25 protein-coding genes are annotated in these 25,906 nt (G+C 41.0%); 14 read left to right on the top strand and 11 right to left on the bottom strand.

Going from position 1 to position 25,906, the window contains the following annotated elements; genetic code table 11:
* Positions 1 to 155 precede the first annotated feature (155 nt).
* A complete protein-coding gene (gene tkt, locus G541_RS0103575; protein ID WP_009554374.1) occupies positions 156 to 2,147 on the top strand; it encodes a transketolase in 1,992 nt (663 codons plus the stop codon).
* Positions 2,148 to 2,337: 190 nt separating this feature from the next.
* Positions 2,338 to 3,156 (top strand): Cof-type HAD-IIB family hydrolase, encoded by an 819-nt coding sequence (locus tag G541_RS0103580; RefSeq protein ID WP_009554376.1) that lies wholly within the window; start codon positions 2,338 to 2,340, stop codon positions 3,154 to 3,156.
* 56 nt (positions 3,157 to 3,212) lie between these two features.
* On the opposite strand, the gene plsY is transcribed toward G541_RS0103580, so the two are convergent.
* A complete protein-coding gene (gene plsY, locus G541_RS0103585) occupies positions 3,213 to 3,824 on the bottom strand; it encodes a glycerol-3-phosphate 1-O-acyltransferase PlsY (RefSeq protein ID WP_027826535.1) in 612 nt (203 codons plus the stop codon).
* Positions 3,825 to 4,159: 335 nt separating this feature from the next.
* Here plsY and parE point away from each other — a divergent pair, with 335 nt between their 5' ends.
* Positions 4,160 to 6,169, top strand: coding sequence for a DNA topoisomerase IV subunit B (parE, locus tag G541_RS0103590; protein WP_027826536.1), 2,010 nt, complete (start codon positions 4,160 to 4,162; stop codon positions 6,167 to 6,169).
* A 23-nt stretch (positions 6,170 to 6,192) separates the two neighbouring features.
* Positions 6,193 to 8,631, top strand: coding sequence for a DNA topoisomerase IV subunit A (parC, locus tag G541_RS0103595; RefSeq protein ID WP_027826537.1), 2,439 nt, complete (start codon positions 6,193 to 6,195; stop codon positions 8,629 to 8,631).
* Positions 8,632 to 8,693: 62 nt separating this feature from the next.
* Here the strand turns inward: parC and G541_RS0103600 are convergent, their stop codons facing one another.
* Positions 8,694 to 10,382, bottom strand: a complete 1,689-nt coding sequence (locus G541_RS0103600) for an NFACT RNA binding domain-containing protein (RefSeq protein WP_027826538.1) — start codon at positions 10,380 to 10,382, stop codon at positions 8,694 to 8,696.
* Positions 10,383 to 10,880: 498 nt separating this feature from the next.
* Between G541_RS0103600 and G541_RS10385 the strand changes: the two genes are divergently transcribed.
* From G541_RS10385 to lepB, 4 genes are all read left to right on the top strand, one after another.
* A complete protein-coding gene (locus tag G541_RS10385) occupies positions 10,881 to 11,024 on the top strand; it encodes a hypothetical protein (RefSeq protein WP_155824482.1) in 144 nt (47 codons plus the stop codon).
* A gap of 346 nt (positions 11,025 to 11,370) precedes the next feature.
* Positions 11,371 to 11,799 carry a MarR family winged helix-turn-helix transcriptional regulator gene (locus G541_RS0103615; RefSeq protein ID WP_009554386.1) on the top strand — a complete coding sequence of 143 codons (429 nt, stop codon included), beginning with the start codon at positions 11,371 to 11,373 and terminating at the stop codon, positions 11,797 to 11,799.
* A gap of 87 nt (positions 11,800 to 11,886) precedes the next feature.
* On the top strand, positions 11,887 to 12,750 hold the full coding sequence (locus tag G541_RS0103620; RefSeq protein WP_009554387.1) for a DegV family protein: 864 nt from the start codon (positions 11,887 to 11,889) through the stop codon (positions 12,748 to 12,750).
* A 34-nt stretch (positions 12,751 to 12,784) separates the two neighbouring features.
* The gene (gene lepB, locus G541_RS0103625) at positions 12,785 to 13,369 is read left to right on the top strand and encodes a signal peptidase I (protein WP_009554389.1); all 585 of its coding nucleotides are present in this window, start codon (positions 12,785 to 12,787) and stop codon (positions 13,367 to 13,369) included.
* A 121-nt stretch (positions 13,370 to 13,490) separates the two neighbouring features.
* Here the strand turns inward: lepB and G541_RS0103630 are convergent, their stop codons facing one another.
* On the bottom strand, positions 13,491 to 14,063 hold the full coding sequence (locus G541_RS0103630; RefSeq protein ID WP_027826539.1) for a sugar O-acetyltransferase: 573 nt from the start codon (positions 14,061 to 14,063) through the stop codon (positions 13,491 to 13,493).
* A 48-nt stretch (positions 14,064 to 14,111) separates the two neighbouring features.
* Here G541_RS0103630 and G541_RS0103635 point away from each other — a divergent pair, with 48 nt between their 5' ends.
* Entirely contained in the window at positions 14,112 to 14,672 is a 561-nt protein-coding gene (locus G541_RS0103635) for a DapH/DapD/GlmU-related protein (RefSeq protein ID WP_009554393.1), read from the top strand.
* A gap of 95 nt (positions 14,673 to 14,767) precedes the next feature.
* Here G541_RS0103635 and G541_RS0103640 read toward each other — a convergent pair whose 3' ends face one another.
* Positions 14,768 to 16,204 carry an APC family permease gene (locus tag G541_RS0103640; protein ID WP_027826540.1) on the bottom strand — a complete coding sequence of 479 codons (1,437 nt, stop codon included), beginning with the start codon at positions 16,202 to 16,204 and terminating at the stop codon, positions 14,768 to 14,770.
* A 253-nt stretch (positions 16,205 to 16,457) separates the two neighbouring features.
* On the opposite strand from G541_RS0103640, the gene G541_RS0103645 reads away from it, so the two are divergent.
* The 4 genes from G541_RS0103645 to G541_RS0103660 are packed head-to-tail and all read left to right on the top strand — an operon-like array spanning position 16,458 to position 19,087.
* Positions 16,458 to 16,886 carry a PTS sugar transporter subunit IIA gene (locus tag G541_RS0103645; RefSeq protein ID WP_027826541.1) on the top strand — a complete coding sequence of 143 codons (429 nt, stop codon included), beginning with the start codon at positions 16,458 to 16,460 and terminating at the stop codon, positions 16,884 to 16,886.
* A gap of 27 nt (positions 16,887 to 16,913) precedes the next feature.
* Positions 16,914 to 17,411, top strand: coding sequence for a PTS sugar transporter subunit IIB (locus G541_RS0103650; protein WP_027826542.1), 498 nt, complete (start codon positions 16,914 to 16,916; stop codon positions 17,409 to 17,411).
* Between the two features lie 33 nt (positions 17,412 to 17,444).
* On the top strand, positions 17,445 to 18,260 hold the full coding sequence (locus G541_RS0103655; protein ID WP_009554401.1) for a PTS mannose/fructose/sorbose/N-acetylgalactosamine transporter subunit IIC: 816 nt from the start codon (positions 17,445 to 17,447) through the stop codon (positions 18,258 to 18,260).
* Complete coding sequence (locus tag G541_RS0103660; protein WP_009554403.1) at positions 18,257 to 19,087, top strand: PTS system mannose/fructose/sorbose family transporter subunit IID; 831 nt, start codon at positions 18,257 to 18,259, stop codon at positions 19,085 to 19,087. Before G541_RS0103655 ends, G541_RS0103660 begins: the two co-directional genes overlap by 4 nt.
* 222 nt (positions 19,088 to 19,309) lie before the next feature.
* On the opposite strand, the gene G541_RS0103665 is transcribed toward G541_RS0103660, so the two are convergent.
* The 7 genes from G541_RS0103665 to G541_RS0103695 all read right to left on the bottom strand — a co-directional run bounded on the left by G541_RS0103665 (position 19,310) and on the right by G541_RS0103695 (position 25,426).
* A complete protein-coding gene (locus G541_RS0103665; RefSeq protein WP_027826543.1) occupies positions 19,310 to 20,152 on the bottom strand; it encodes a metallophosphoesterase family protein in 843 nt (280 codons plus the stop codon).
* A gap of 24 nt (positions 20,153 to 20,176) precedes the next feature.
* Complete coding sequence (gene galE, locus G541_RS0103670; RefSeq protein ID WP_009554407.1) at positions 20,177 to 21,178, bottom strand: UDP-glucose 4-epimerase GalE; 1,002 nt, start codon at positions 21,176 to 21,178, stop codon at positions 20,177 to 20,179.
* Between the two features lie 85 nt (positions 21,179 to 21,263).
* Positions 21,264 to 22,205, bottom strand: coding sequence for a dihydroorotate oxidase (locus G541_RS0103675; RefSeq protein ID WP_027826544.1), 942 nt, complete (start codon positions 22,203 to 22,205; stop codon positions 21,264 to 21,266).
* 78 nt (positions 22,206 to 22,283) lie between these two features.
* A complete protein-coding gene (locus G541_RS0103680) occupies positions 22,284 to 22,523 on the bottom strand; it encodes a hypothetical protein (RefSeq protein WP_009554411.1) in 240 nt (79 codons plus the stop codon).
* Positions 22,524 to 22,671: 148 nt separating this feature from the next.
* Positions 22,672 to 23,451 (bottom strand): glutamate racemase, encoded by a 780-nt coding sequence (gene murI, locus G541_RS0103685; protein ID WP_027826545.1) that lies wholly within the window; start codon positions 23,449 to 23,451, stop codon positions 22,672 to 22,674.
* Positions 23,444 to 24,613, bottom strand: a complete 1,170-nt coding sequence (locus tag G541_RS0103690) for an aminotransferase class I/II-fold pyridoxal phosphate-dependent enzyme (RefSeq protein ID WP_027826546.1) — start codon at positions 24,611 to 24,613, stop codon at positions 23,444 to 23,446. The genes murI and G541_RS0103690 overlap by 8 nt, the downstream gene beginning before the upstream one ends.
* A 48-nt stretch (positions 24,614 to 24,661) precedes the next feature.
* Positions 24,662 to 25,426 (bottom strand): DeoR/GlpR family DNA-binding transcription regulator, encoded by a 765-nt coding sequence (locus G541_RS0103695; RefSeq protein WP_009554417.1) that lies wholly within the window; start codon positions 25,424 to 25,426, stop codon positions 24,662 to 24,664.
* Positions 25,427 to 25,660: 234 nt separating this feature from the next.
* Here G541_RS0103695 and G541_RS09330 point away from each other — a divergent pair.
* Positions 25,661 to 25,906 (top strand): helix-turn-helix domain-containing protein (locus G541_RS09330; RefSeq protein ID WP_155824486.1); only part of this gene is annotated, 246 nt, incomplete at its 3' end.

A 25,906-nucleotide genomic window follows, 5' to 3' on the forward strand; every position in this document is an offset into this window, starting at 1 on the left:
TTCATAATAAAAAGTTACTTTAACCTATAACAAAATATATTAAGACACAGGGAATTTCCTGCCTTCCTACTAATATTGCTGGTAACCTCGTTCATTTTAGTTTATAGTAGATTCGAATAGGCAAATAGCTATCACTATTGTAAGGAGAGATTTCCGTGTTTGATAAAATTGATGAATTAAGCGTTAATGCTATTAGAACACTTAGTATCGATGCAATTCAAAAGGCTAACTCTGGTCACCCGGGGTTACCATTAGGGGCTGCCCCTATGGCTTATGTCCTCTGGGCTAAGCAAATGAATATTAATCCTGCAACCCATCTGAATTGGGTTAACCGCGACCGTTTTATCCTGTCTGCTGGTCACGGTTCATCTATGCTTTATAGTTTGTTACACCTGGCTGGCTATGAAGTTTCAATTGATGATCTCAAGAATTTCAGACAATGGCAAAGCAAGACCCCTGGTCACCCAGAATATGGTCACACTGATGGGGTCGAAGCTACTACTGGTCCTTTAGGCCAAGGGATTTCCATGGCAGTGGGGATGGCAATGGCTGAAGCTCATTTAGCTGCTAAGTTTAATAAGCCTAACTTCCCTGTAATGGACCACTATACTTTCACTTTATGCGGTGATGGCGACTTAATGGAAGGTGTTTCCCATGAAGCAGCTTCATTGGCAGGGCACCTTAAATTAGGGAAGTTGATCGCTCTTTACGACTCAAATGATATCTCTCTTGATGGCCCAACATCTGCTGCTTTCACTGAAAACGTAGGGCAACGCTTTGAAGCTTATGGTTGGCAACACATTGTGGTTAAAGATGGCAATGATCTCGCTGCAATTAATGCTGCTATTGAAGAAGCTAAGCAAGAAACAAGCAAGCCTACTTTAATTGAAGTTAAGACTGTTATTGGCTTTGGGGCTCCTAAAGCGGGGACTAATGCTGTCCACGGTGCACCATTAGGCGCTGAAGGTGTCAAGGAAACTAAGGCCGCTTTAAACTGGGATTATCCAGAATTTACAGTTCCTGATGAAGTATATGCACGTTTCAAACGTGATATTGCTGAAGCCGGCGCTCAACAAGAAGCTGCTTGGAACGAAATGTTTGCTAAATATGCTGCTGAATATCCAGAATTGGCCCAAGCATTCAAGGCATCCTTTACAAACGAATTACCAGCTAACTTAGCTAGCGCTGTACCAACATACACTACTGAAAGTATTGCTTCACGGGCTGCAAGTGCAAATGCAATCAATGCTATTGCTCAAGAGATGGATAATCTCTGGGGTGGGGCAGCTGATCTTTCAAGTTCTAACAAGACTATGATCTCTGGTAGTGGTGACTTCCAACCAGATTCATATGCTGGCCGGAACATCTGGTTCGGGGTACGTGAATTTGGAATGGCTTGCGCTATGAACGGGATCTTACTTCATGGTGGAACACGGGTCTTTGGCGGAACTTTCTTTGTATTTACGGATTACTTGCGGGCAGCAATTCGCTTATCAGCCCTGCAACACATCCCAGCAATCTATGTTTTGACTCACGATTCTGTTGCTGTCGGTGAAGACGGCCCAACTCATGAACCGATTGAACAATTAGCAAGCTTGCGGGCAATGCCAAATGTGCAAGTTCTTCGCCCAGCTGATGGAAATGAAACATCAGCAGCTTGGTTAACTGCACTTGAAACAACTGATAAGCCAACTGTTCTTGTTTTAAGTCGGCAAAACTTAGCAACATTACCACAAAACTTTGCTAATGCTTTGGCAGGAATGCGCATGGGTGGTTATGTTGTTTCACCTGCTCAAGGTACCCAAGAAGGGATCTTGTTGGCAACTGGATCAGAAGTTAACTTGGCTTTAGCTGCTCAAAAGGAATTGGCTGCTCAAGGTCACGCGGTTTCCGTTGTGTCACTGCCAAGTTTCGATCGCTTCAAAGCCCAAAGTGCAGAATATCGTAACAGTGTATTGCCAGCTACTATTACTAAGCGTTTGAGCATCGAAGCAGGCTCCACATTTGGTTGGGGTGAATTTGTTGGCACTGCCGGCAAATCCCTAGGAATTGACGAATTTGGCGCATCCGCACCAGGTGAAAAGGTCTTAGCTGAATATGGATTCACAGTTGAAAACGTTGTGGCTGCATATTTATCAATGGACTAAAACCCAGCTCCTAGGCTGATAGTTAAATTTTTACAGGAAACTAGCATTGGTTAGTTTCCTGTTTTTTTATTCTTTGAAAAAATCCCTCTAATAATTAGCAGGTTTTTCTGAGTGTCTTATTAGAATCATTGTTATGTGGGCAAGTTTTTGATAGATTAAAATGGAAAAGCATATATTCGGAGGACTAGAAATGGCGCAAATTAAGTTAGTAGCTAGTGATATTGACGGTACTTTGTTGAATAGTGACAAAAAAATCTCATACCGGACAATTGAAACAGTCGAAAAACTCAAACAAATGGGTGTGCATGTGGTTTTATGTTCAGGCCGTCCTGTTAGTGGGGTGATGCCTCACCTAAAGAAATTAGGCTTAACAGACCACGACAACTACGTGATCACGTTCAATGGAGCTAAATCATCCAACGTCACTAACACTAAAGTGATCAAGACGCATCCGTTGGGCTATGATGATTTTGTTAAGTTTCATGACTTAGCCCAAAAACTCGGTTTTGGGATGCAAGTTGTAACGTTAAAATCTGAAATTTTCACAACTTCAGCTAATATCAGCAAGTATACAGTGCGTGATGCTTTTAATACCAACATGCAAATTAAGTATCGTCCCGCAGATCTGATTAGTCCTGATATTGAAATTGCTAAGATCATGTTTGTTGACGATCCTACTCGCATTAGTAAGTTAGGCGGTCAACTTCCTAAAGAAATCTTAACCGACTACTATGCTGTGCGAACAGGATCATGGTCATTTGAATTCATGAATAAAGATGCTTCCAAGGGGAATGCCCTAATGGATTTATGTGAGTATTTAGGAATTGACCCCGCTGAAACCATGGCTATTGGCGACCAGAACAATGATTTAACTATGCTAGAAAAAGCCGGTATCGGCGTGGCAATGGCTAACGGGAATGACCTGGTCAAAAAGACTGCTGATGTTTTGACACCATCCAACGATGATGATGGTGTTGCTCAGGCTATGGAGCGCTATATTTTGAAGTAGAATTAAGCGAATAAAAAAGATCATTCAGTGATACAAATTCACTAAATGATCTTTTTTTAGTTATGCCTTTTTTTGTAACCTAACCCAAACGGTACCATGTTTTCGGTCCCATTCTTTATTCGCTCGATGTTGCTCCAATGACGAATAAAAACAAAAATAGTTAATACCACTGCAACTGTTGTCAGCAGACGGTCTTGGAAGAAAAAGGATACGATACTTAGTAAGGTGAAACCTACCATGCTAGCTACACTAACCATGCTTGTCAAATAAAGGGTAGTTAAAAAGAATGCCCATGCAATGACAAAGAAGAGGGGATTATAGACGAGTAAAACCCCAACACTAGTTGCTACGGCTTTACCCCCTTTAAACCCTGCAAAAATTGGGAAAGCATGACCTAAGATCGCAGATAAACCGATTAACAGAGCATTGACATGAACGCCGAAGAAAAAGGGAAGTAAAGCGGTCAAACTACCCTTTAACATATCCAAAAGCAAAACAGTAATACCAGCTTTTTTGCCTAAGACACGAAAAGTGTTGGTTGTTCCCATATTCCCACTACCGTAGTTACGGATATCTTTATTAAAAAAATACTTTCCGATCCATACTCCTGAAGGGATTGATCCCAGTAGATATCCAATAATAATCATAATGATTATTTTTAGATCGATACTCATAAAGTGAGTAGCCTCCTTTAATAAGTTACGTACAGAGCCAGTAACTTTTACTAATTAAATAGAATGTTAACAGTGCTATTAATTTCTCCTTTGAAAAAACACCACGAGCCCGACTTTTTCTGACATCAGACAGTCGGTCACTATCAGTGTTCTTATTGATAAAAACACCAATAGTACAATTCTATCACAAGATGACCTAAGCGGTTGGCAAATATCGATTTTAGAACATACATTCGCTATGTTATAATAAATATTAAGACTTTACGAATTAATCTTTTTTATATACTATTGATTAGTTCTCAAAATTAATAATAAAGGGGCTTCAATTTATGACTACACCAAATTATGATGATAATTCAATTCAAGTTCTAAAGGGACTTGAAGCTGTTCGTAAGCGCCCCGGAATGTACATAGGTTCCACTGACTCTAAGGGGCTTCATCATTTGGTCTATGAAATAGTTGATAACGCAATTGATGAGGCATTATCAGGATATGGTAAAGAAATCAATGTTGTAATTCACAAAGATGATGCAATTACCGTGGTTGATAACGGTCGGGGAATGCCTGTTGGGATGCATGAAACAGGGATTCCTACTGTTGAAGTGATTTTTACTGTTCTCCATGCAGGGGGAAAGTTTGGTCAAGGGGACTATAAAACTTCTGGTGGCCTCCACGGTGTAGGGGCATCGGTTGTAAATGCTTTGTCGACTAAACTAACTGTTAATACTGTCCGTGACGGTGTGGAATACGAAGAAGATTTCGTCAATGGTGGGCAACCGGTTGGCACATTACGGCGGATCGGAAAGACGAAAAAAAAGAGCGGCACAACCGTAACCTTCAAACCTGACCCAGCTATCTTCTCGACTACCCATTACAAATTCTCTGTTCTAGCTGAACGCTTGCGGGAATCAGCTTTTCTACTTAAAGGGATAAAAATTACTCTTACTGATGAGCGAACAGGGCAAGCAGAGATCTTCCAATTTGATGAAGGCATCAAAGAATTCATTACCTACTTAAATGAAGATAAGGATACTATCGGCAGTATCATGTATTTCGAAGGCAAAAAAGACGGAATCGAAGTTGAAGTTGCTGCCCAATACAATGACCGCTACACCGAGACCATCCTCTCCTTTGTTAACAATGTCCGAACTAAGGATGGTGGTACGCATGAAGTAGGTATGAAAACTGCGTGGACTAAAGCTTTCAACGAATACGCACGGAAGGTAAAACTGCTTAAAGAAAGTGACAAGAATCTCGAAGGTTCTGATGTCCGTGAAGGACTGTCAGCAGTAGTTTCGGTCCGTGTTCCTGAAAAACTCCTTCAATTTGAAGGCCAAACAAAGGGAAAACTAGGTACAGCCGAGGCGCGCCAAGTGGTTGACAATATCGTCAACAAGCAGTTAACTTACTACCTGATGGAAAATGGCGAATTTGCTCAAGACTTAGTCCGCAAAGCTATAAAAGCCCGCGAGGCGCGGGAAGCAGCTCGGAAAGCTCGCGATGCCAGCCGAAGTGGTAAGAAACACAAAAAGAAAGAACGTCTTCTTTCCGGTAAGTTAACTCCAGCGCAATCTAAAAATGCTAAGAAAAATGAACTTTTCCTTGTCGAAGGCGATTCAGCGGGTGGTTCTGCAAAGCAAGGACGTGACCGAAAGTTCCAAGCAATCTTACCATTGCGGGGTAAGGTGTTAAACACTGAAAAGGCAAGTCTTGAAGACATCAGCAAGAATGAAGAAATTAATACCATGATTTATACCATTGGTGCTGGCGTTGGACCCGACTTTAATATTGCGGACGCTAACTATGACAAGATTATTATCATGACGGATGCTGATAATGACGGGGCACATATTCAAACTCTTTTGCTGACCTTTTTCTACAAATACATGCGACCAATGCTGACGAGCGGTAAGGTTTATATTGCATTGCCACCTTTGTATAAATTGCAAAAAAATACCCACGGAAAGCAGTCTGTACGCTATGCCTGGACCGATGGTGAACTCGAACAAACAATTAATGAGTTAGGTACAGGCTATCAACTCCAACGCTTCAAGGGATTAGGTGAAATGAATGCCGATCAACTTTGGGAAACAACGATGAATCCTGCCACTCGGACCTTAGTACGGGTGACCATCGATGATGCTGCCTTAGCTGAAAAGCGGGTAACCACTTTGATGGGAGACAAGGTTGAACCCCGGCGTAAATGGATCGAACAAAACGTTAAGTTTACTTTAGAAGAAGAAGGTAGCCTTTTGGATAATGCTATCGCTGAAGAAGCTCATGGCTTGACGGATAGTGCTGCCATTGATGAAAAATTACGTCAAAATAAAAATTATTAATTTTATAGAAAGAGTGAGCATAGATGACTAACAACCAAGAGAAGATCCAAGAACTCTCTTTGGAAATGGTTATGGGCGAACGCTTTAGCCGTTATTCTAAATACATCATCCAAGAGCGGGCTTTACCCGACATCCGTGATGGTTTAAAGCCTGTGCAACGCCGGATCTTATTTGCGATGAACGAGGACCGCAATACTTTTGATAAGCCATTTCGTAAATCTGCTAAGTCAGTAGGGAATGTCATGGGGAACTACCATCCGCATGGTGATAGTTCCATCTACGAAGCAATGGTTCGTCTGAGTCAACATTGGAAACTGCGCGAACCGCTGATTGAAATGCATGGTAACAATGGGTCTATGGATGGTGATCCACCGGCTGCTATGCGGTATACAGAAGCTCGCTTGTCTAAGATTGCTACCGAAATGCTCCGCGATATCGACAAAAAAACCGTCGATATGGTACTAAATTTCGATGATACTGAGTATGAACCTACCGTTTTGCCGGCAGGTTTCCCCAACTTATTGGTCAACGGGGCCACGGGGATCTCGGCTGGTTATGCGACTGCGATCCCAACCCATAATCTGAGTGAAACAATTGATGCCGCCATCCACTTATTGAAACATCCAGCAGCATCTTTAGATGAGCTGATGACTTTTGTTAAGGGACCTGATTTTCCAACCGGGGGCATCATGCAGGGACTTGACGGAATCAAGAAAGCTTACCAGACAGGACGGGGACGTGCTGTTCTCCGATCGAAAACAACCATCGAGCCTATTAAGGGTGGTAAGCAACAAATCGTGATTACTGAAATCCCCTATGAAGTCAATAAAGCTGGCTTAGTCAAAAAGATCGATGAAATTCGTCTCCTCAAAAAGGTCGAAGGTTTGGCTGAAGTCCGTGATGAATCTGACCGTGAAGGCTTGCGAATTGTTATTGAACTCAAGCGGAATGCCGACGCACAGGGGATTTTAAACTACTTATACAAAAATACAGACTTACAAGTTTCTTATAACTTCAACATGGTGGCAATCAACAATAAGCGGCCTGAACATGTTGGCTTAAAACAAATTTTGCAGGCTTATATTGACCACCGCCGGATTGTAACTACCAAGCGAATTCAGTTTGATTTAAAACGAGCGCAGGAACGGGAACATATTGTTAGTGGATTGATTAAAGCTTTGTCGATCCTTGATGATGTAATTCGTGTTATTCGGGCTTCTGAAAATAAAAAAGATGCTCAAAATAACTTAGTAGCGGAATTTGGCTTTACCAATAAGCAGGCTGAAGCCATCGTTTCGCTCCAACTCTATCGTTTAACCAACACTGACATTACTGCTTTACAACAGGAAGCAGCTGACTTGCAGGCTAAAATCCAACGCTTCCAAAGCATCCTGGGTGACGCTAACAAGTTGGATCAGGTCATCCAAACGGAACTCCTGGCTGTCAAAAAACAGTACGGGACGCCCCGAAAAACTGAGATTCAAGCAGAAGTACAGTCACTCAAGATCGCAACGAGCGTTACGGTGGCTGACGAAGAGGTCAAAGTGTTAATTTCACATGATGGTTATATCAAACGTTCCTCTCTTCGTTCTTATAAGGCCTCGGACCCGGCTGAAAATGGCTTAAAAGAAGTTGACTACCCAATTTTTGAAGAAACCGTTAATACACTCCAACACTTACTGATCTTCACTAACAAGGGTAATATGATTTATCGCCCTGTCCATGAATTAGTTGAAACTAAGTGGAAGGATACTGGAGAACACCTTTCACAAACAGTTGGACTAGATAGTGACGAAAGCATTCTGACAGCCTTTTGCTTTGCTGACTTACAACAAAAAGGACGGTTTGTTTTTGCAAGTAAACAAGGCAACATTAAGCAAACCGACTTTACTGATATGAAACCAGGAAAAACCTACCGTTCTCGCGCTAGCAAGTACATCAACTTGAAAGGCGAAGACAATGAAGTTATCTTGGCAACATATGTTCCTGAAGCAGATTTAGCTACAAAGCAGGCCTTTGTTGTGACGCATGCAGGTTATGGTTTACGGTATCAGTTGACGGATGTTCCTGTTAGTGGTGCCAAAGCCGCCGGGGTCAAGGCAGTAAATCTTAAAGATGATGATTTTGTTGCTGGGGCAGCTCTCGTCCAAGAGGATGATCAGGTTGCTATGGTAACCCAACGCGGTGCCTTCAAACGAATGAAAGTTAGTGAGGTTGAGCTAAAGAATCGCGCCATTCGTGGCATTAAAGTACTCCGTCCACTCAAGACGCGCCCGCACAAGGTGATCTTTATGGATAGTATCACTAGTCATGATCAAGTGCTCATTCAGACTGTCGATGGAGCCAATATAAACGTAATTGTTGCTGATTATTCTATTTCTGATAAACATTCCAATGGTTCATTCGTGTTGGATGAAGAAACACAGGGGGCTATTGCTACTGTTCGCAAATTGATAATTTGACCTCTTAACAATAGAAAAACGTGCTAAGTAACTGGATTAAATCCAATGCTTAGCACGTTTTTTTAATTTTGTAATGCTAAAACTTCTTTTTCTTCTGGAGTAACAAATAAAGTCTTTTGTCCCGTGTAGATTACAAAGCCTGGTTTGGCACCATTAGGTTTGTGAATGTTTTTAACTCTTACATAATCAACCGGTACATTCGCTGATAGGCGGGCCTTGGAATAATAAGCAGCAATGGTAGCTGCTTCCACTAACGTTGCTTCACTTGGCTCTGCACTCTCTACAATCACATGAGACCCTGGTAGATCCTTCACGTGGAGCCAGTAATGGTTTTTCCGTGCAGTTTTGAGAGTTAATCGATCATTTTGAAGATTATTTTTTCCGACCAAGATTGGCGTCCCATCACTAGCATGGAAACGTTCCGGTTTACTGAGCTTGTGGGGACGTTTACGTTTGGCTTGCTTATCCTTTTGGATATAGCCTTGCTCTTGCAACTCAACCTTAATATCTGGCAAATCCCCAGGGGTTGCCAGTTCGATTTGAGCCAGGATACGGTCCAGATACGCGATTTCTTCCTGAGTAAGTCTGATCTGTTCCGTAAGATGCTGAACGGCATTCTTGAGTTTCTGATATTTCTTAAAATAGCGTTGCGCATTTTGGGAAGGGGAAAGTCGCTTGGAGAGGGCGATTTGTAGTGGCGCGTTATTTGCATAGTAATTAGGGAGCGTGATTGTATCGCTACCAGCTTTCACTTGATACAAATACGTGGTCAGTACTTCGCCTTTGATCTTGAAATTCTCTGCATTCTCGGTTGCTTGAAACTCCTTTTGAAGCTTCTTGAGTTTACGCTTATTTTTCTTGAGCTCATTTTTTACCGTGTGAATCAGGTAAGCTCCTTGCTGTTGGACCCGATCTAACGTGGCTTTATGCCGATAATATTCATCCAATAAGGCGCTTAAACTAGCAAATTTTTGCCAATAATACTCTTGTTTAAACAAGGTAAAATTGATTTTGCTGCCTTCCTTACAGAGCAGCGGGGTGGGATGATTGACTTGGTTGATAAACTCAGCAACTGCTTGTTGTGGATCAGCCACAGAGTGAAAAAGATCTGCCAAATACAAGGCTGTATCTTTACCCAACCCTTGATATGTCTGGCTTAATGCTTGGCCAAGCATTTCTCGATTGGGATACATCTGAACTAATTGGCGGTATGTTTCTGCCGTCGTTGTAAATAAATTTTCTTTACCTTGGGCAGGAGGTTGCTTGTATGCAGCCCCTGGTAAAAGAGTCCGGTACCGGTTTTGGTCCATCCCGATTCGCTTGATAACGTCAATAACACGTTGGCGATTAACATCAATTAGGATTACATTACTATGTCGTCCCATAATTTCGATGCTTAAGCACAAAGGCATCTGGTCCCCCAGGTCATTTCGAGTACTAAAAGTCAAGTTAACAACACGGTCATTGGCTAGTTGCGCAACCTCTACTAATTTTGCTCCTTCCAAATACTTGCGGAGCGTCATTGTAAAGTTGGTTGGTACAGGAGGGTTGGTAAATGGGATCTGGGTGACTTGGATCCGTGCATAACTAGGGTTAGCAGATAAAAGTAAAGGATAGTTTTGACGGTTAGATCGAATCGTCAAAATCACTTCGTTCGGATAGGGTTGTGAGATCTTAGTTACCCGGCCTCCGGTTAATTGTTCGGCCAATTCATTGACCATTGCATGGGTAAAAATACCATCAAATATCATACTTAACCTCCTTAAATTATAATGTCATGAGTATATTCTACCAAAAAACAGTTCTTTCAGGTGGATAGACCACTTAATCATGGTAAAAATTGGGTTGAATTGTAAAATAATCGTATGATTTTTGTAGTTTCTCAAGCTATCATAATATTCATTGTTCATTACTTTGTTCGAATTATGCTAGCTACGTCAGCCCGTGCATTTCATAATTATAGTATAATGAAATGGTAAAGAGGTATGACTTTTACATCTTACCTCAACTAATTGTTTATGCTTTAGAAGAATTACGGTAATACCATGCACCAGTATATAAATTGCGAAAAGTTCTAGGCGAGCACTTATAGTTAATCTAGCAAACCTGCCAGAGTTAAAATGGAGGATTAAAAGATTAAATGGACAGAGTGAACAACTTGTTAAACAAAGCAGGAAAAGTTATTTTTGGTGTTGTTGGAGTAATCATAATTGCATATTTCGCTGTGAAGTATTTTGTGGGGTGAAGCAATGAATAGCAGAGTAAAAGAAACGCAGACAAATTCCTTAGAAGCATTAGAAAAATTATTTGTTGGATTTGATACCGATAGATATTTTGAAGAAAATAAAAACGAGTACGATTGGGGCAAGCCACAAGGACGAGAAATTTGGTAACTAAAGCCCGTGTATTTGGGGTTATTTGCATGATGAAAGAAACCCTTGTTGCCAAATCAAAAAAGTGGTAATGATTGACTTCGTCAATTAAGGTATGGGAAGATATAAAGTAAGGAATGTAGCTTAGGAGGAAAGCACAGCTTTTAGCTGATGGACTCGGGTGCAACTCCCGTCATTTCTGTAGAAGACATCCATTACGGGTGTCTTTTTTATGCTTAAATATTAGTTTGGGTAAGAAAAACCCTGGTTTGATAGTTTATTGCCTATTGCAAATACCAACAAGTCAGAGCATAATGAATAATGTAAATTGTATTATACATATAACTCCATAGGAGGGTAGATTACAATGCTAGAGCCTTTGGATAGTTTAGTTGAAGTGGAGCGATTCCTTCACCGTAAATTACAGAGCCTTTCACGGGCTAATAATTTAACCATTTCTGAATGGCAATTGTTGAAAAGAATTGTTGGGGGCGAAAACACCCAAAGTGTACTATCTTCCAATACAAGTTTGGATGTTTCGACGTTAAGCCGGCAATTGGCGCGTCTAACTGCTAAGAATTTTCTAAAAAAAGAAAAGATTCCGTCAGCTAACGCCCAAACCCGTAAGACGATTAGTTATTCAATCAGCGAAACAGGTAAACGTGCTTTTGAACAGATGAATCATGATTACCAAGTTTTAACTCAAAAGATTTTTTCACCCTGGACAGAAGAAGAATACAATCTATTAAAAATTCTCCTGAACAGGCTTGATACCAGCCTCCAACGGACCCTTTAAGTTTTAACGAAGTTATTAGTTTACTATGTAGGGCTCCAGTGAGTATGGTATAGTATTTTATATAATTTTTAGAAGTGGGTGTAACCAATGAAAATTGCTGTTGTAACAGACAGTACTTCCTATTTACCAGAAGAACTTATTCAAAAATATGATATTCGGGTCGTTCCGATTCCTTTTATCTTGAACGAAAAAACTTATGAAGAAGGCGTCGACATCACTACTGAGGAATTTTACTCCTTATTAGCCCAATCACCTGAGTTACCGTCAACATCACAACCACCTTTGGGTGAAATGATTTCATTGTATGAAGATTTACGGGATGAAGGTTATGAAGCCGTCATTAGCATTCATTTAGCTGCAACCATCTCTGGATTAGTGGGTAATTTGCAAAACATTGCTAGCCAGATTGAAGGAATTAAGGTGATTCCATATGATTCAGGCATTACTGTTCGCCTGATGGGTGAATTAGCCGTGGCAGCAGCACAAGATGCAGCCAAGGGCATGGATATTGATAGTATTGTTGCCCATCTTGATGAACTTCGGAGTACTGTTGACGAATACTTCTTAGTGGATGACTTGCAAAATTTAGTTAAGGGTGGCCGTCTTTCCAACGCCTCTGCCTTTATCGGAACTATGCTCAAAATCAAGCCGATTTTGACATTTGACGATGATACCAATAAAATTGTTGCTTTTGATAAAGTTAGATCGATGAAACGGGCTAAAAAACGGGTAGAAAGTTTATTCATTGAACAGTTAGAAAAGACAGACTATCCCGTGCATTTGTTTGTAATTCATGCCAATAACGAAAAAGCTGCCAATGAGTGGCGGGATAGCTTACAAGAGCAATTCCCTAATTTGCGGATCTCAGTAACATATTTTGGTCCGGTTATTGGTTGTCACTTAGGAGAAAAAGCCATGGCCTTAGGTTGGATGCGCGATATCGAAGAATAAGCATTCTCGCATCGATAAAGAGGTGGAAAGTTCAATGAACAAAACAAAAGAAATCTTGAGTTGGGTGATTCCCATCTTAGTAGGTTTTGCGATCGCAATGGTCATCAAAACTTTTTGGATTACTACGGTACGTGTTGATGGTAGTTCAATGTATCCTAACTTACAAAATAACGAACGCATTGTTGAACTCAAAACAGCATCAATTAAGCGTAATTCAGTAGTTATTTTCAACGCTTATGGTGTTGATAAACGCCCTGGAGTAGCTAAGTCAACCCAGTACGTAAAGCGGGTGATTGGGATGCCGGGGGACCAGATCGAGTACAAGAGTAATGGTCAACTTTACGTTAATGGGCACCGCCAATCACAAAGCTATATTTCTAAAAAAGAACAAACCAGTGGCACCCTCGACTTGCAACTACCAGCTGCTAAAGATGTTACTTTGGGTACGGGGCACATTTTTACCGTTCCTAAGGGTGAATACTTTGTTTTGGGGGATCACCGGAGTGTTTCTAACGATAGTCGCTACTATGGTTTTGTCAAAAGGTCCAAGATCACTGGAGTGGCAAAAGTCTTTTTCTGGAATAAGAAGAAGTCTGTGATCAACTCATATCCACAATAAGATTAAAACTAGGAGCGCTGTTGAGGGCTCCTGTTTTTGTATATTTATTATTATGCAAGGGTGCTTTAAATACTGTAATAAAAAAGACGTCCCTGAAAGCTATCAGTGACGTCACCGTTAATTACAAATGTTTGATAAGTCTTGCAGGGTTCCCAGCATATAGAGTTTGCGGTGGAACATCAGTGGTAACCACACTCCCCGCTGCGATAATAGCATTCTTTCCTAAGGTTACTCCCGCAGTAATTGTTGTATTTGCTCCAATCCAGACACCATCTTCAACCGTAATGGATTTGGCAGTAACTAGACCTTGGTTACGTTCAGCTACTGCTTGCGGATAGACCAGCGTTTCAAAAATTGTTCGCGGAGCAATATTTATTTGATTACCAAATGTAACTGGAGCATAATCGTTGACGATTACGTCATGATTGAAGAAGACTTCATCGCCAAAAGTGATATTGAAGCCACACGCACACCAAAAATTGGATTCTACAAATGGATCCGTCCCTACGGTGGCTAATAACTGACGGAGTAAAGCATAATCATACTTACGGTTTAAGTTGATTTGTTGGTTATACTGTGCGCAAGCCTGATCAACTACCGCTTGCCACTGTAAGAGCTCTGGCGCCTGGCGCTTAAATTCTTTTTGATGTAAGATTTGTTGGGCAGCGTTCATTAATTTATTATCGAACTTCATGTGAAAACACCTCATTCATTATTTTACGCTTTTAGTGGAGGGATTTAAATGCAGAGATTAACAGCAGCAGAAATTGAACATGTCAAAGCTATCACTAATACTGGGGAACTGTACTACGATTACGATCCGTTGATTGAACAGGCACGAAACTATGCATATGCTGTCTGTCGGCAATTCAACCAAGCCTACTTGACCCAAGAACCCCATTATGAATGGTTACAGGCTTTATTTGCTACATGTGGCACTAATTTTACGGTTGGTTATGGGTTTATCACTGAATTTGGTTTTAATCTTCATATTGGCAACAATTTCCACGCCGGGAAAAATTTGAAGATTATTGATTGTAACCGCGTAGTAATCGGCGATAATGTTACTTTAGGTGATAATGTAGGGATTTATACTTCTAATCATGCTTTTGATGCGGAAAAGCGTGCCCAACATTGGTGCAGTGAGTTGCCTATTACTATTGGTGACAACACCATCGTTGAAACGGGATGTACCATTGTTCCAGGAACAACGATCGGGGCGAACTGTTTAATAAAAGCTGGGAGCGTTGTGCGCGCTACTATTGCGGATAATACAATCGTTAGTGGAGTGCCGGCTCATTAATTTAATAAACTTTGTGAAATCCTTCCGTAATTAAGAACAAAACAGGAGACGACATTTTAATCGTCTCCTGTTTTTATATCAAATATTGAATTAACCTATGCTTCCTTTTTCATTTCTAATTTTCGTAAATATGGTAATAGGAAGCCTAGCACAATCAAGAAACCAACAGTTAAGAAATTCATCAATAATTGGTGGTTAAAGGCATGGGTTCCCACGGCTGCATCTTGGGGGATGAAGCCCATCGTTGCACAAATGAAAGTAAAGATGAAGCACCACCAGCCAACAGCCAATGCTCCGCGCCGATTGCTGATATATACATAATCTGAATTGAACTCACCTTCATGCCAACGAATAGCTAAAAAGGCAACGAAGACTAACGCAGTTTTATATGGCGAAACAATCCCGTTTAAGTTGAGTAACCAGTTATAAATAGCGTTGATATTTGGCAGTGTCCCACTCAAAAGTAACAATAACAAACTAATGCCTGCAGTTAAAGTATAACTATGCACTGGACGACCATCTTTGTTTTTCTTAGTCAACCATGTCGGCATATATTTAGTTGCGGTATCGGATGCAAAAACACGCGAAGCAGCATCAATTAAGATCGCTAACTGTGCCAGCATGAAGAAAAGTTGCACAAACGCAAACAGGTACATCAAAGACTTGCCCAGGCCAACTTGTTCGCCTAAAAGGTGGAACGCACGGTATGGTCCGTTCATCTTAAAGTCACTAGGGATATGGTTAGCATCAAAGAAAACTGACAAAGCCAAAGTCCCAAAGATAGTAATAAAACCTGTCATAATGGCCAAAAGCCACATTGCTTTAGGAAATTCTCGTTTAGGATTGCGCATCTTACTGATGTATGGTGCGGCCAATTCAGCACCAGACATAGCAAAGATTAGCAGGCCTGTGGTAGAAAAGTAGTGAAGGCTAAAGCTGGGCTTGAAGGCATGCAGGCTGAGATGTGTAGCTGGATGTGCTCCATGTGTCAATGCCCAAACGGTCATGAATACAAACAAGACCGAAATCAAGAACATAGCCCCGCCCCCGATAATCGAGAGAACTTCAAGTGAGTCCCGAAACAGATTTTCAAAAATAATAAAGAATAAAATGATCGCAAAAGTTAGCATCCCGAAGGTGAAAGTCGACATCCGCTGTCCCAAGCTATCATTACCCAAAATGATCCAGGATAGAGAAACAATTACCGAGTTGGATACATCAACAAGGTAGGGGATGGTTTGCGTCCAGTACATCCATGAAGTAATGTAACCAAAAAGATCACTATGTGTTCCCCGTCTAATCCAGGATGCTAACCCACCATCTTGATTTTGAAAGGTTAATCCTAATTGCGTTGCGATCAGGGCGTAGGGGATGACATAAGTAAACAGTAAGAAAATCCACGAAATAACTACTGATAATCCCTGATTTTGGAACGGATAAAAAATGTTTTCGAAACTAATAATCGTCACAAAATCAAGTAATGCAATAACAATCCAGTTCATGTAATGAGTATTTTGTTTTTCGTCTAACATAAACAATCTCCCTTAAGTTTTTTATTTAATTGGCATAGTAACTGCCAATCGGAGATTTGTTATGAAGTTTCCGACAAATTGGAAACACAGTACCACCTGCCTTTAATTACAGCATAACTTATTTATTTTACCGTAAGACTGGCGTCCACGCCACATGTGGTAACGTTTTAAAAAATTATTTATTGTCATCTAAGAAAGCGTTTGCATATATTCCTATGAAAATATATAATAATATCGTTAACAAAAAGGGGGGATGAAAATGAAATACCTAGTAGCAACACACGGAAAGCTAGCATCTGGTTTTCGTAGTTCCATCGACATCCTGACGGGGAAGGGTGCAAACTTGGCCACGATTGATGCTTATGTCGATGACTCAGATTATACGGAAAAGATCCAAGCTTTCATCGCCAGTGTTGCTGACGATGAACAAGCTTTGATTTTCACTGATTTATTTGGGGGCAGTGTTAATCAAAAAGTCGTTACGCAACTTGTGCCATTGGAGAAAGATAATATCTTTGTTATCTCTAACTCCAACCTAGCAATTATTTTGTCATTGATGATGCTTCCTGAAGGAATGAAGCTGACACCGACAGTAATCAATAATACGATTGCAGAGTGTCAAGTTCAGCTTGTTGAAACAAGCCTTCCTGAAGACGAGCAAGATGATGACTTTTTTGCTTAATATATAGTAGTTATAGGGGGACTAAATATGTTAGCACAATTAAGAGTTGATGATCGTTTAATTCACGGTCAAGTCGCTGTTGTATGGACAAAAGAGTTAAATACACCATTACTGGTTGTTGCTAATGACAACGCCGCTAAAAATAAAGTTATGCAAATGACTTTAAAGATGGCTGTTCCAACAGGAACGAAACTGTTAATTCGTTCTGTTGATGATGCAATCAAGATCTTTAATGATCCGCGGGGAAAGGACAAACGGATCTTTGGTATCGTAAACAGTGTTTCTGACGCCAACAAGATTGCTCAAAATGTTCAAGACATTGAAGCAGTCAATGTTGCTAATGCTGGTCGTTTTGATAAATCTGATCCTAAGACTAAGACGATGGTCTTTTCTAGCGTTCAGCTAAATCCGGACGAACTGCAAGCAGCTAAGGAACTAGCTGCTCTGACTCGGGTAGAAACATATAACCAAGTTCTACCTAGCAACCAAAAGCAGAGTTTGGCATCAGCTTTAAAGAACAAATAAATCGCTATTAACTTTTAGGGGAGGTTAAAGTGTATGTTAACTAACGCACTATTGGCTGCCTTGGCAGTCTTTATTTGTTTTGCTGGAAATTATCTGACAGGACAAAGTATGATGGAACGTCCATTAGTAGTTGGACTTGTAACCGGACTTTTAATGGGGGACATGCGTACCGGGATCTTAATGGGGGCTTCTCTAGAAGCCATCTTCCTGGGTAATGTCAACATTGGTGGTGTCATTGCGGCTGAACCAGTTACTGCATCCGTTATCTCAACAACGTTTGCAATTACATCTGGGGTCAGCACTAGCGCTGCCTTGACATTGGCTATTCCTGTTGGGATGTTAGCCGCATTCGTGGTTATGTTCTTGAAAAACGTCTTCATGAACATCTTCGCACCAGTTTTAGATAAAATTGCTCGTGAAGGGAAAGAAAAGCAAATTGTTGCTCTTCACTATGGCACATGGATTATCTACTACGTAATCATTTCTTCAATTTCATTTATTGGTATTTATGCTGGAAGTGGTCCTGTTAACGAATTCGTTAAGACAATTCCACAAAACGTAATGAATGGTTTAAATGCCGCTGGGGGCTTATTGCCAGCCGTTGGGTTTGCAATGCTGATGAAGCTCTTGTGGGATAACAAACTGGCTGTTTATTATCTTTTAGGTTTTATCTTAACTGCATATGTGAAATTACCAGCTGTTGCAGTAGCTGCCTTAGGGATTGTTATTTGTGTAGCTGTTGCACAAAGCGAAATTCGTTTCAACAAAATGGCTTCTGAAGGGGTAGCAGGTTCTGCTAATAAGACTGCTATGACTGCAGAAGAGGAAGAGGAGGACTTTTTCTCATGAAATACACACAGAATTTAAGCCCAGATGAAAGAAAAATGATGCGGTCTGTCTTTTGGCGCTCATGGACAATGAATGCCAGCAGAACTGGGGCCACACAATACCACGCATTGGGAGTTATTTATACCTTACTTCCAGTAATTAACAAATTCTATAAGACAAAAGAAGATCGTGCTGAAGCAATCGTACGGCACACTACCTGGTTTAACGCCACCATGCACATTAACAACTTCATTATGGGGTTAGTGGCATCGATGGAAAAAAAGAATAGTGAAGATCCAGATTTTGATACTAGTTCTATTACTGCTGTTAAGGCTTCACTGATGGGACCATTGTCCGGGATTGGTGACTCATTCTTCTGGGGAATTCTTAGAGTTGTTGCTGCCGGAATTGGGATTTCATTAGCAAGCACTGGTTCACCGTTAGGTGCCATTGTATTCTTACTGTTATACAATATTCCAGCCTTTATTATTCATTATTATGCTTTATATGGTGGTTATTCAGTTGGTGCCAACTTCATTGAACGGATGTATGAATCTGGTGGGATGAAGATCTTGACCAAAGTTTCTAGTATCCTTGGTTTGATGATGATGGGAAGTATGACAGCTTCTAATGTTAAGTTCCAAACTATCTTACAAGTATCCGTCAAAGGTAGCAAAGAAGCTATGAAGATTCAAACATACTTGGATCAGTTATTTATTGGCATTGTGCCTCTGGCAGTAACCTTAGTATCTTTCTGGTTAATTAGAAACAAGAAAGTCAACGTTAACTGGGTAATGCTAGGTATCATGGTACTGGGGATTATCCTTGGGATGTGCGGAATCTGCTAATTGTATATACTTAATGTAGCAAGTGTTAATACACTTGCTATTTTTGTTTTTTAATTCCACTTTCGATAATACATATTATGTAAACTAGAGTGAAGAAAAATCACGTTCTCATTTTGGATTGCTCTTCCCTGATACCTATTCCTGATAAAAGTAATTCTTTTTTATCGCTCCATATAAAAAGAACTTTACTTAGATCTGCACAAGCTAAGTAAAGTTCTTTGATTATTTTTTCAACTGCGCCCGATATTTGTGAACATCATCTAAATATCCACGCTCATGGTTGATCTTGCGGAGCAAGTCATGATCATGGGTATGAACCACACCATTGTCCATCAAGTCCTGGTACAAATCCAGATATGGCAGATCAATCAACTGAGCTTGGTGCAATTCTGCTTGACGATCGTACCCAATCTTTCTAAAGGAAATATCATGCAGTCCCATTTCGTCAACTTCAATAAGTAAATATTGAGCTCTTAAGTCGCGCTTTAATGCACGCCAACTGTTAAATGGTTCTCCAACAGAACCCGGATTCAATACTAGCTGTTCGCCCATCCCATAACGCATAATTGGGTGATGAACATGCGCATAAATTGCAACATCAATCATTCGCTCTTTAAATAAGCTGTCAAAGCCCTTCTGATCAGCTGTGGGATATAGCGTCTGGTCGAAGTTCTTCCAGGGCAAATTGTGACTTAAACCGAACCGTAGCGATTCAATCGCAACATCCCGAGTCAAAGGCCAGTTTGCTATCGTAGCAAGTGCTCGCTTGGGAAGCCGTGGCGCAATAAATTGCGCCAGACGAGCCATGTAAACGTGTGATTCCCGGTCGATAGAAAGCTCGCCTTGGAACCCGCGCAATAACAAATCATCCCAATTGCCACGAACGCAAACCTGCGGATCGAGGTCTTCAAAAAGCTCCCATAGGTCCTTGGTTCCAGGTCCAGGCATAAAAATATCCCCCAGAGACCAGCATTCATCAACATTTTGCTGCAAAATATCGTGATGGATGGCTTTGAATGCCGTCAGGTTCCCATGAACATCTGCAAAAACGGCAATTCGTTTCATTAGTAGCCAACCCCCTTAGCTAAATTAGTCTTGATAGCCGTTTGGGTGCTTGGAATGCCATGTCCATGCAGTTTGAATAATATCATGAACATTGTCATATTTTGGCTTCCAGCCTAATACTTCCCGTGCTTTACTACTATCAGCCACTAAGATATCCGGATCGCCTGCCCGCCGTGCCGAAACATCAGCAGGAATTTCTTTTCCAGTAACCTTTCGCGCTTCCTCAAGAATTTGCTTGACAGAGAAACCGGTACTAGATCCTAAATTGAAAACATCGCTTGGATTACCAGCATCCAGATACTTCATTGCTAAAATATGGGCATCCGCCAGATCCAAGATATGAACATAATCACGAACGTTAGTTCCGTCAGGAGTGTTATAATCATCACCAAAGATATGGAAAGTATCACTTTGACCCAGAGCTACCCGTAAGATATTAGGGATCAAGTGTGTTTCATGAGTATGAGCTTCACCAATCAGACCTTCTGGATGAGCACCACAGGCATTAAAATACCGGAGAGCAACAAATTTAATCCCATAAGCTTGGTCAACCCACCGCATAATTTTTTCCATCATTAGCTTGCTTTCGCCATATGGATTGATAGGATCCTTACGATCTGCTTCTTCGATTGGTGTCTTTTCTGGATTACCATATGTAGCGGCCGTTGATGAAAAGACGATCTTGTTGACGTTAAATTCCTTCATCACTTCCAGTAAAGCAATCACACCAATCACGTTGTTGTCAAAATACTTGAGTGGATCAGCCACTGATTCTGGCACGATTGAAAAAGCATCCATATGGATTACTGTATCGACATTTGGTTCTTGGGTAAATACTTGTCGCATAAAATCACGGTCACGAGTATCACCTTCATAGAACCGGGCTGGTTCCATTACGGCTTGTCTGTGGCCCGTTGAAAGGTTATCAACAACTACAACATCATAACCCTGTTGAATCAAATCATATACCATGTGGGAACCGATATAGCCGGCTCCACCAGCAACCATAATTGTTTTCTTTGTCATAGAGACAATCCTCCCCAACTAAGTGGTTAATTTTAATTAATTCTATTTAAGTATAGCATGGAATGTAGCTATGATTACGCTTTATTTAGTCCTGATGGCGTAACTTACCTCTAAAATCAGCCAAAGTAGTGTAGCCTTTAGCTGCCATGATGTCCTGCAACTCTTTAGTTAACCGTTCAAAGACCTGTGGGCCCTCCTTAGCCAATTCTGTCCCCACTTGGACCATCGAAGCACCACATAAAATGTGTTCAAAAACATCCCGTCCAGAAGTGATCCCGCCGGTACCGATGATTTGAATTTCAGGCTTGAGCCGTTGGTAAAAGGCATGGACGTTTGCCAAGGCTGTTGGTTTGACGTATTCGCCCCCAATTCCCCCAAAACCATTTTTAGGTTTGATAACAACTTCTTCTTTTTCATCATCGATATACAAACCGTTACCAATACTATTGATACTATTGATATAAGCTAGCGGATACTTGTTTAAGATAGCTGCCATTTGGTCAAAGTGCACCAAGTCAAAGTATGGTGGCAACTTAACTCCTAATGGACCATCATATTCAGCAAATACAGCCGCTAAGATTTGGTCAACAGTTTCGAAATCATATCCAATTTGTGGCTTCCCTGGAACGTTAGGGCAAGACAAGTTAAGTTCAACAATTCCGTTAAACTCAGAGTCTTTAATCTTACGTAATAACGTTTGATCTTGTTCAATGCTAAACCCAGTACACGATAAGAAATATGTTTTGCCAGGGTTTTTCTTTTGAAAAGCCGCTACTACATCTAGGTAATAATCAATCCCATGGTTGGGTAACCCCATAGAGTTGATACTTCCCAGAGCCGTCTCATAATAGCGCGGTTCAGGGTTGCCGGGACGGGATACCAGTGTCCCCGACTTAGTGACAAAAGTCCCAGCAGCAGAGTCATCAATCGCTGTCAGTTCTGCTTCATCCATACACCAGACACCAGCAGCATTCATCATACAATTAGAAAAGGAACGGTTAGCTAATTTAGTTGCAGTAGAAATCATCACAAACTCTCCTTTGAAATGGTCTTTCATCATTATAGCAGAAGACTTCGACAATACCATGGAATATAGCAGATAACATTAGATAAATGGTCCGCGATCAAACATAGCCACTCCAAGGTCATCGACAAAGATGTATCCTGGCCAGCCGATGATCATACCATAATTTTCCGGATTTTCTGCATGCCAACGGTAAGCGTTGTCGTGTTTACCTCTACCAGCATAACTTCCCAACTCAAGCCCATTCTCACGAGCAAATTTTTTAGCAATCTTTCTCGCTTGCTTGTAGTCAATGTCCATATATAAAGGCTCTTTTTCCATATGTCTCCCTACCTTTTAAAACAATGCTATCTAAAACGTTTTCACTCAAATATTATCACACCCCAAAAGGCACTTAGGACTATTATTTGCCCTCAATACAAAAAGAGTAACTCGGCATGAAACCAAGTTACTCTTAGAATAATGATAATTATGATTTAAACAAGCGTTTACTAAGTTCAATTTCCCGTGGATCAGGGTTGCTATTAGCAAAAGTAACCTGCCCTTTGCGCCACGGATTGACTTGCTGCAGACCTTTTTGATGCAAGCGCCGTTGCAGCTGGTGGGCTGCTCCCGGACCGCCATCAATAATGAAAGTGTCTTGCCCAACAACATCCCTAATAGCTGGGGCAACAAAAGGAAAATGCGTACATCCCAACACCACTGCGTCAACTTCCTGATATGGAAGTAAGATCTTTTCCAAATAGTGATAAAGTGCAGGTGAATCCAGCTCACCTCGTTCTACAAATTCTACTAAATTTGGAGCAGGAACTTTGATAATCTGTTTAGCTTCTAAACGATATTTATCAGCCATCTGGTTAAACATTGGTTCACGCAGAGTTAATGGCGTTGCCATTACCACTATTCGCCCGTTCCGCTTGTGAGCAACGGCCGGCTTAACAGCAGGTTCAAGTCCTACAACGATCAAATCCGGATACTTAGCCCGAATTCTCGTAATGGCCGCACTAGTTGCAGTATTACAAGCAACCACAACAGCCTTAACTCCCTGATCAACAAAGCGATCAACAATATCCATACTTAGTTGTTGCACTTGGGCAACTGATTTAGTTCCATAAGGAGCATTTTTAGAATCACCAAAGAAAAGATAATCTTCATTGGGCATCAACTCAACCAGTGAGCGCAAAACGCTAATTCCGCCAACTCCCGAGTCAAATACCCCAATCGGAAGACTGTTTTTTTCCTTAATCATCAAAATACTTCCCTTCCATATAATCTTTGATCCGGCTAGCAGCCAGTTTAATGTTTTCCATGCTTGCAGCATAGCTTAAGCGAATATACCCTTCGCCTCCAGGGCCAAATGATAAACCAGGAATAACTGCTACCCGGGCCTTTTGAGCTAAGTCACGTACAAAGTCCCAATCCTGTAACTTTCCATCTGGAATCTTAGCAAAAAGATAGAAAGCCCCCTGAGGATCAGCTAAAGTAAAGCCAGCATCTTCTAAAGCAGTTTTTAGGTATTCTCGCCGCCGTGCATACTCTGCTTTCATAACAGCAGCATCATTCTGTCCGTGTGAAACTGCCTCTAAAGCCGCATACTGTGCATTAGTTGTTGGGGCTGTCACCATGTATTGGTGCGATTTGATAGCTTGATCAATGAAAGCCTGTGGTCCCAAAATAAACCCAATCCGCCAACCTGTCATTGCATGTGACTTGGATAAGCCTGATAAAAGCACTGTCTTCTCTGGTAAAATCTCAGTCATCGAAATATGGTCCCCAGAATAAGTTAATTCTGCATAGATCTCATCACTAAGGATCCATAAGTCATGCTTCCGAGCAACCGCAGCAATTGCTTCAAGCTGTTCCCGTGAATATGTCACTCCAGTTGGGTTGCAAGGATAGTTGAACACGACAACTTTAGTCGTTGGATGGGCCGCGATTGCTTCTTCCAAACGGCTAGGCGTTAAAATAAAGTCGTCGGCACTAGTATCCAGCGTTACAAACTGACCACCATTGATCTCAGTATCAACCATATAAATTGGGAAAACAGGCGTTGGCACTAACACTGTATCCCCGGGATTTAGCAAGGCTTGTAATGAAGCATTAATCCCCTCAGTGGCGCCAATTGTTGTGATCACTTGGCTGGCTTGATAATTTAAGTTGTACTTTTCATTAAAATACTTAGCCGTAGCTGCGCGCAATTCAGGAATCCCTGCGTTAGGGGTGTAGTGTGACTTATTATCTTGAATCGCTTTGATGGCCGCTTCTTTAATATGCTCTGGCGTATTAAAGTCAGGCTCACCCAAAGTTAATTTGATAATTCCAGGCAACTGGCTTGCTTCACTATCAAACTGCCGAATGTCTGAAACAGCTATTTTTTCGATCGTTTTGTTATAGTTTTTACTTCCTGCCATACATAACCAACTCCTATGACATTTCTTTTCAGTATACAGCTTTTATTCTTATTTGTCCTTGTTTGAAGCTACAACAATTTGCGTATCTGGTGAGAACATCGCTCGTTGCTCCTTAGTCAATTCCTGATCTGTGATAAAAATAGAAATCTTGTCCAAGCTACAAATTCGATAATATGAATTGTTAACAAATTTTTGATGTTCAGCCACTAAAATCACTTTACGTGCCCGTTTAGCAGCTAACCCTACGATTTCGGCATCTCCTTGATCAAGAAGATAAATTCCGTTCTCGTCAATTCCAGAAGCCGCAACAAAAGCCGTGTCAAACACTACGTTATTTAGCTCTTGGATAGCTAGGTTAGAATAGAAGAAACGATTTTCATGGTCCAATGTCCCGCTCAAAACCTTAACCTTGACCTTATTATGCTCAGATAAAGCAATACAGTTATCCAAAGAGTGGGTCACTACGGTCAACGGTAAGCTGAGATTTTGACATGTTTTCAGTAAGATTGTAGATGAATCAACAAAATAAACGTGGTGAGGTTTAAAATATTCCACTGCTTTTAAAGCAATTTGGGTCTTTTCTTTGGTGAAACTAGCCAAGCGACTCTGAAAATTAGGGACACTTCGTCCAAAATCCAATGGAAGAATACCCCCGTGTGTCCGCTTCACTTCTCCCCGCTTAGTTAGCAGAACAATATCGCGGCGAGCTGTATCTTGTGAGATCCCGAATTCTCTCATGATGTCTTTGGTTGACAACTCTTGCCGCTCTTCTAGCAGCTGTTTGATCAACTCGATTCTTTTTTCTTGACTCACTGTGTGCATCTCCCATTTCTTTAAAGAATATATACACTTAATTATACACCATTTAAAGTATAGTTGGGCTTAAAATCTGTATTATTAAGTGTATAACGGATTTTTATCGCTAAATCTGCATATTTTTGCATACGGCAGATTGTAAAATTTAAGTTGAACATTTTAGTGGACAGAAAAACCCATAAAGGTCTTTAATGGTGTCGTTACAACATTCCATTAGAAAGAAGGACCTTTATGGGCACCACTATCTTATCATTTGAAGACCGAATTGTCATCGAAACGCTTCGTCATGAAAAGCGATCTCTTCGATATATCGCTGATTACCTGGGCTTTAGTAAGACTACTATCTTTAATGAAATTCACCGGTTAAAGGGTGAATACCATGCGACTAGTGCGCAAGCCGACCACGAAACTAAACTTAGTTATCGTGGTCGTAAATGCTCATTAACGGCTAACCTCAAGCGACTAATCGAAGACAAG

This window comes from Ligilactobacillus saerimneri DSM 16049, assembly GCF_000423265.1.
Classification (GTDB): Bacteria; Bacillota; Bacilli; order Lactobacillales; family Lactobacillaceae; genus Ligilactobacillus; species Ligilactobacillus saerimneri.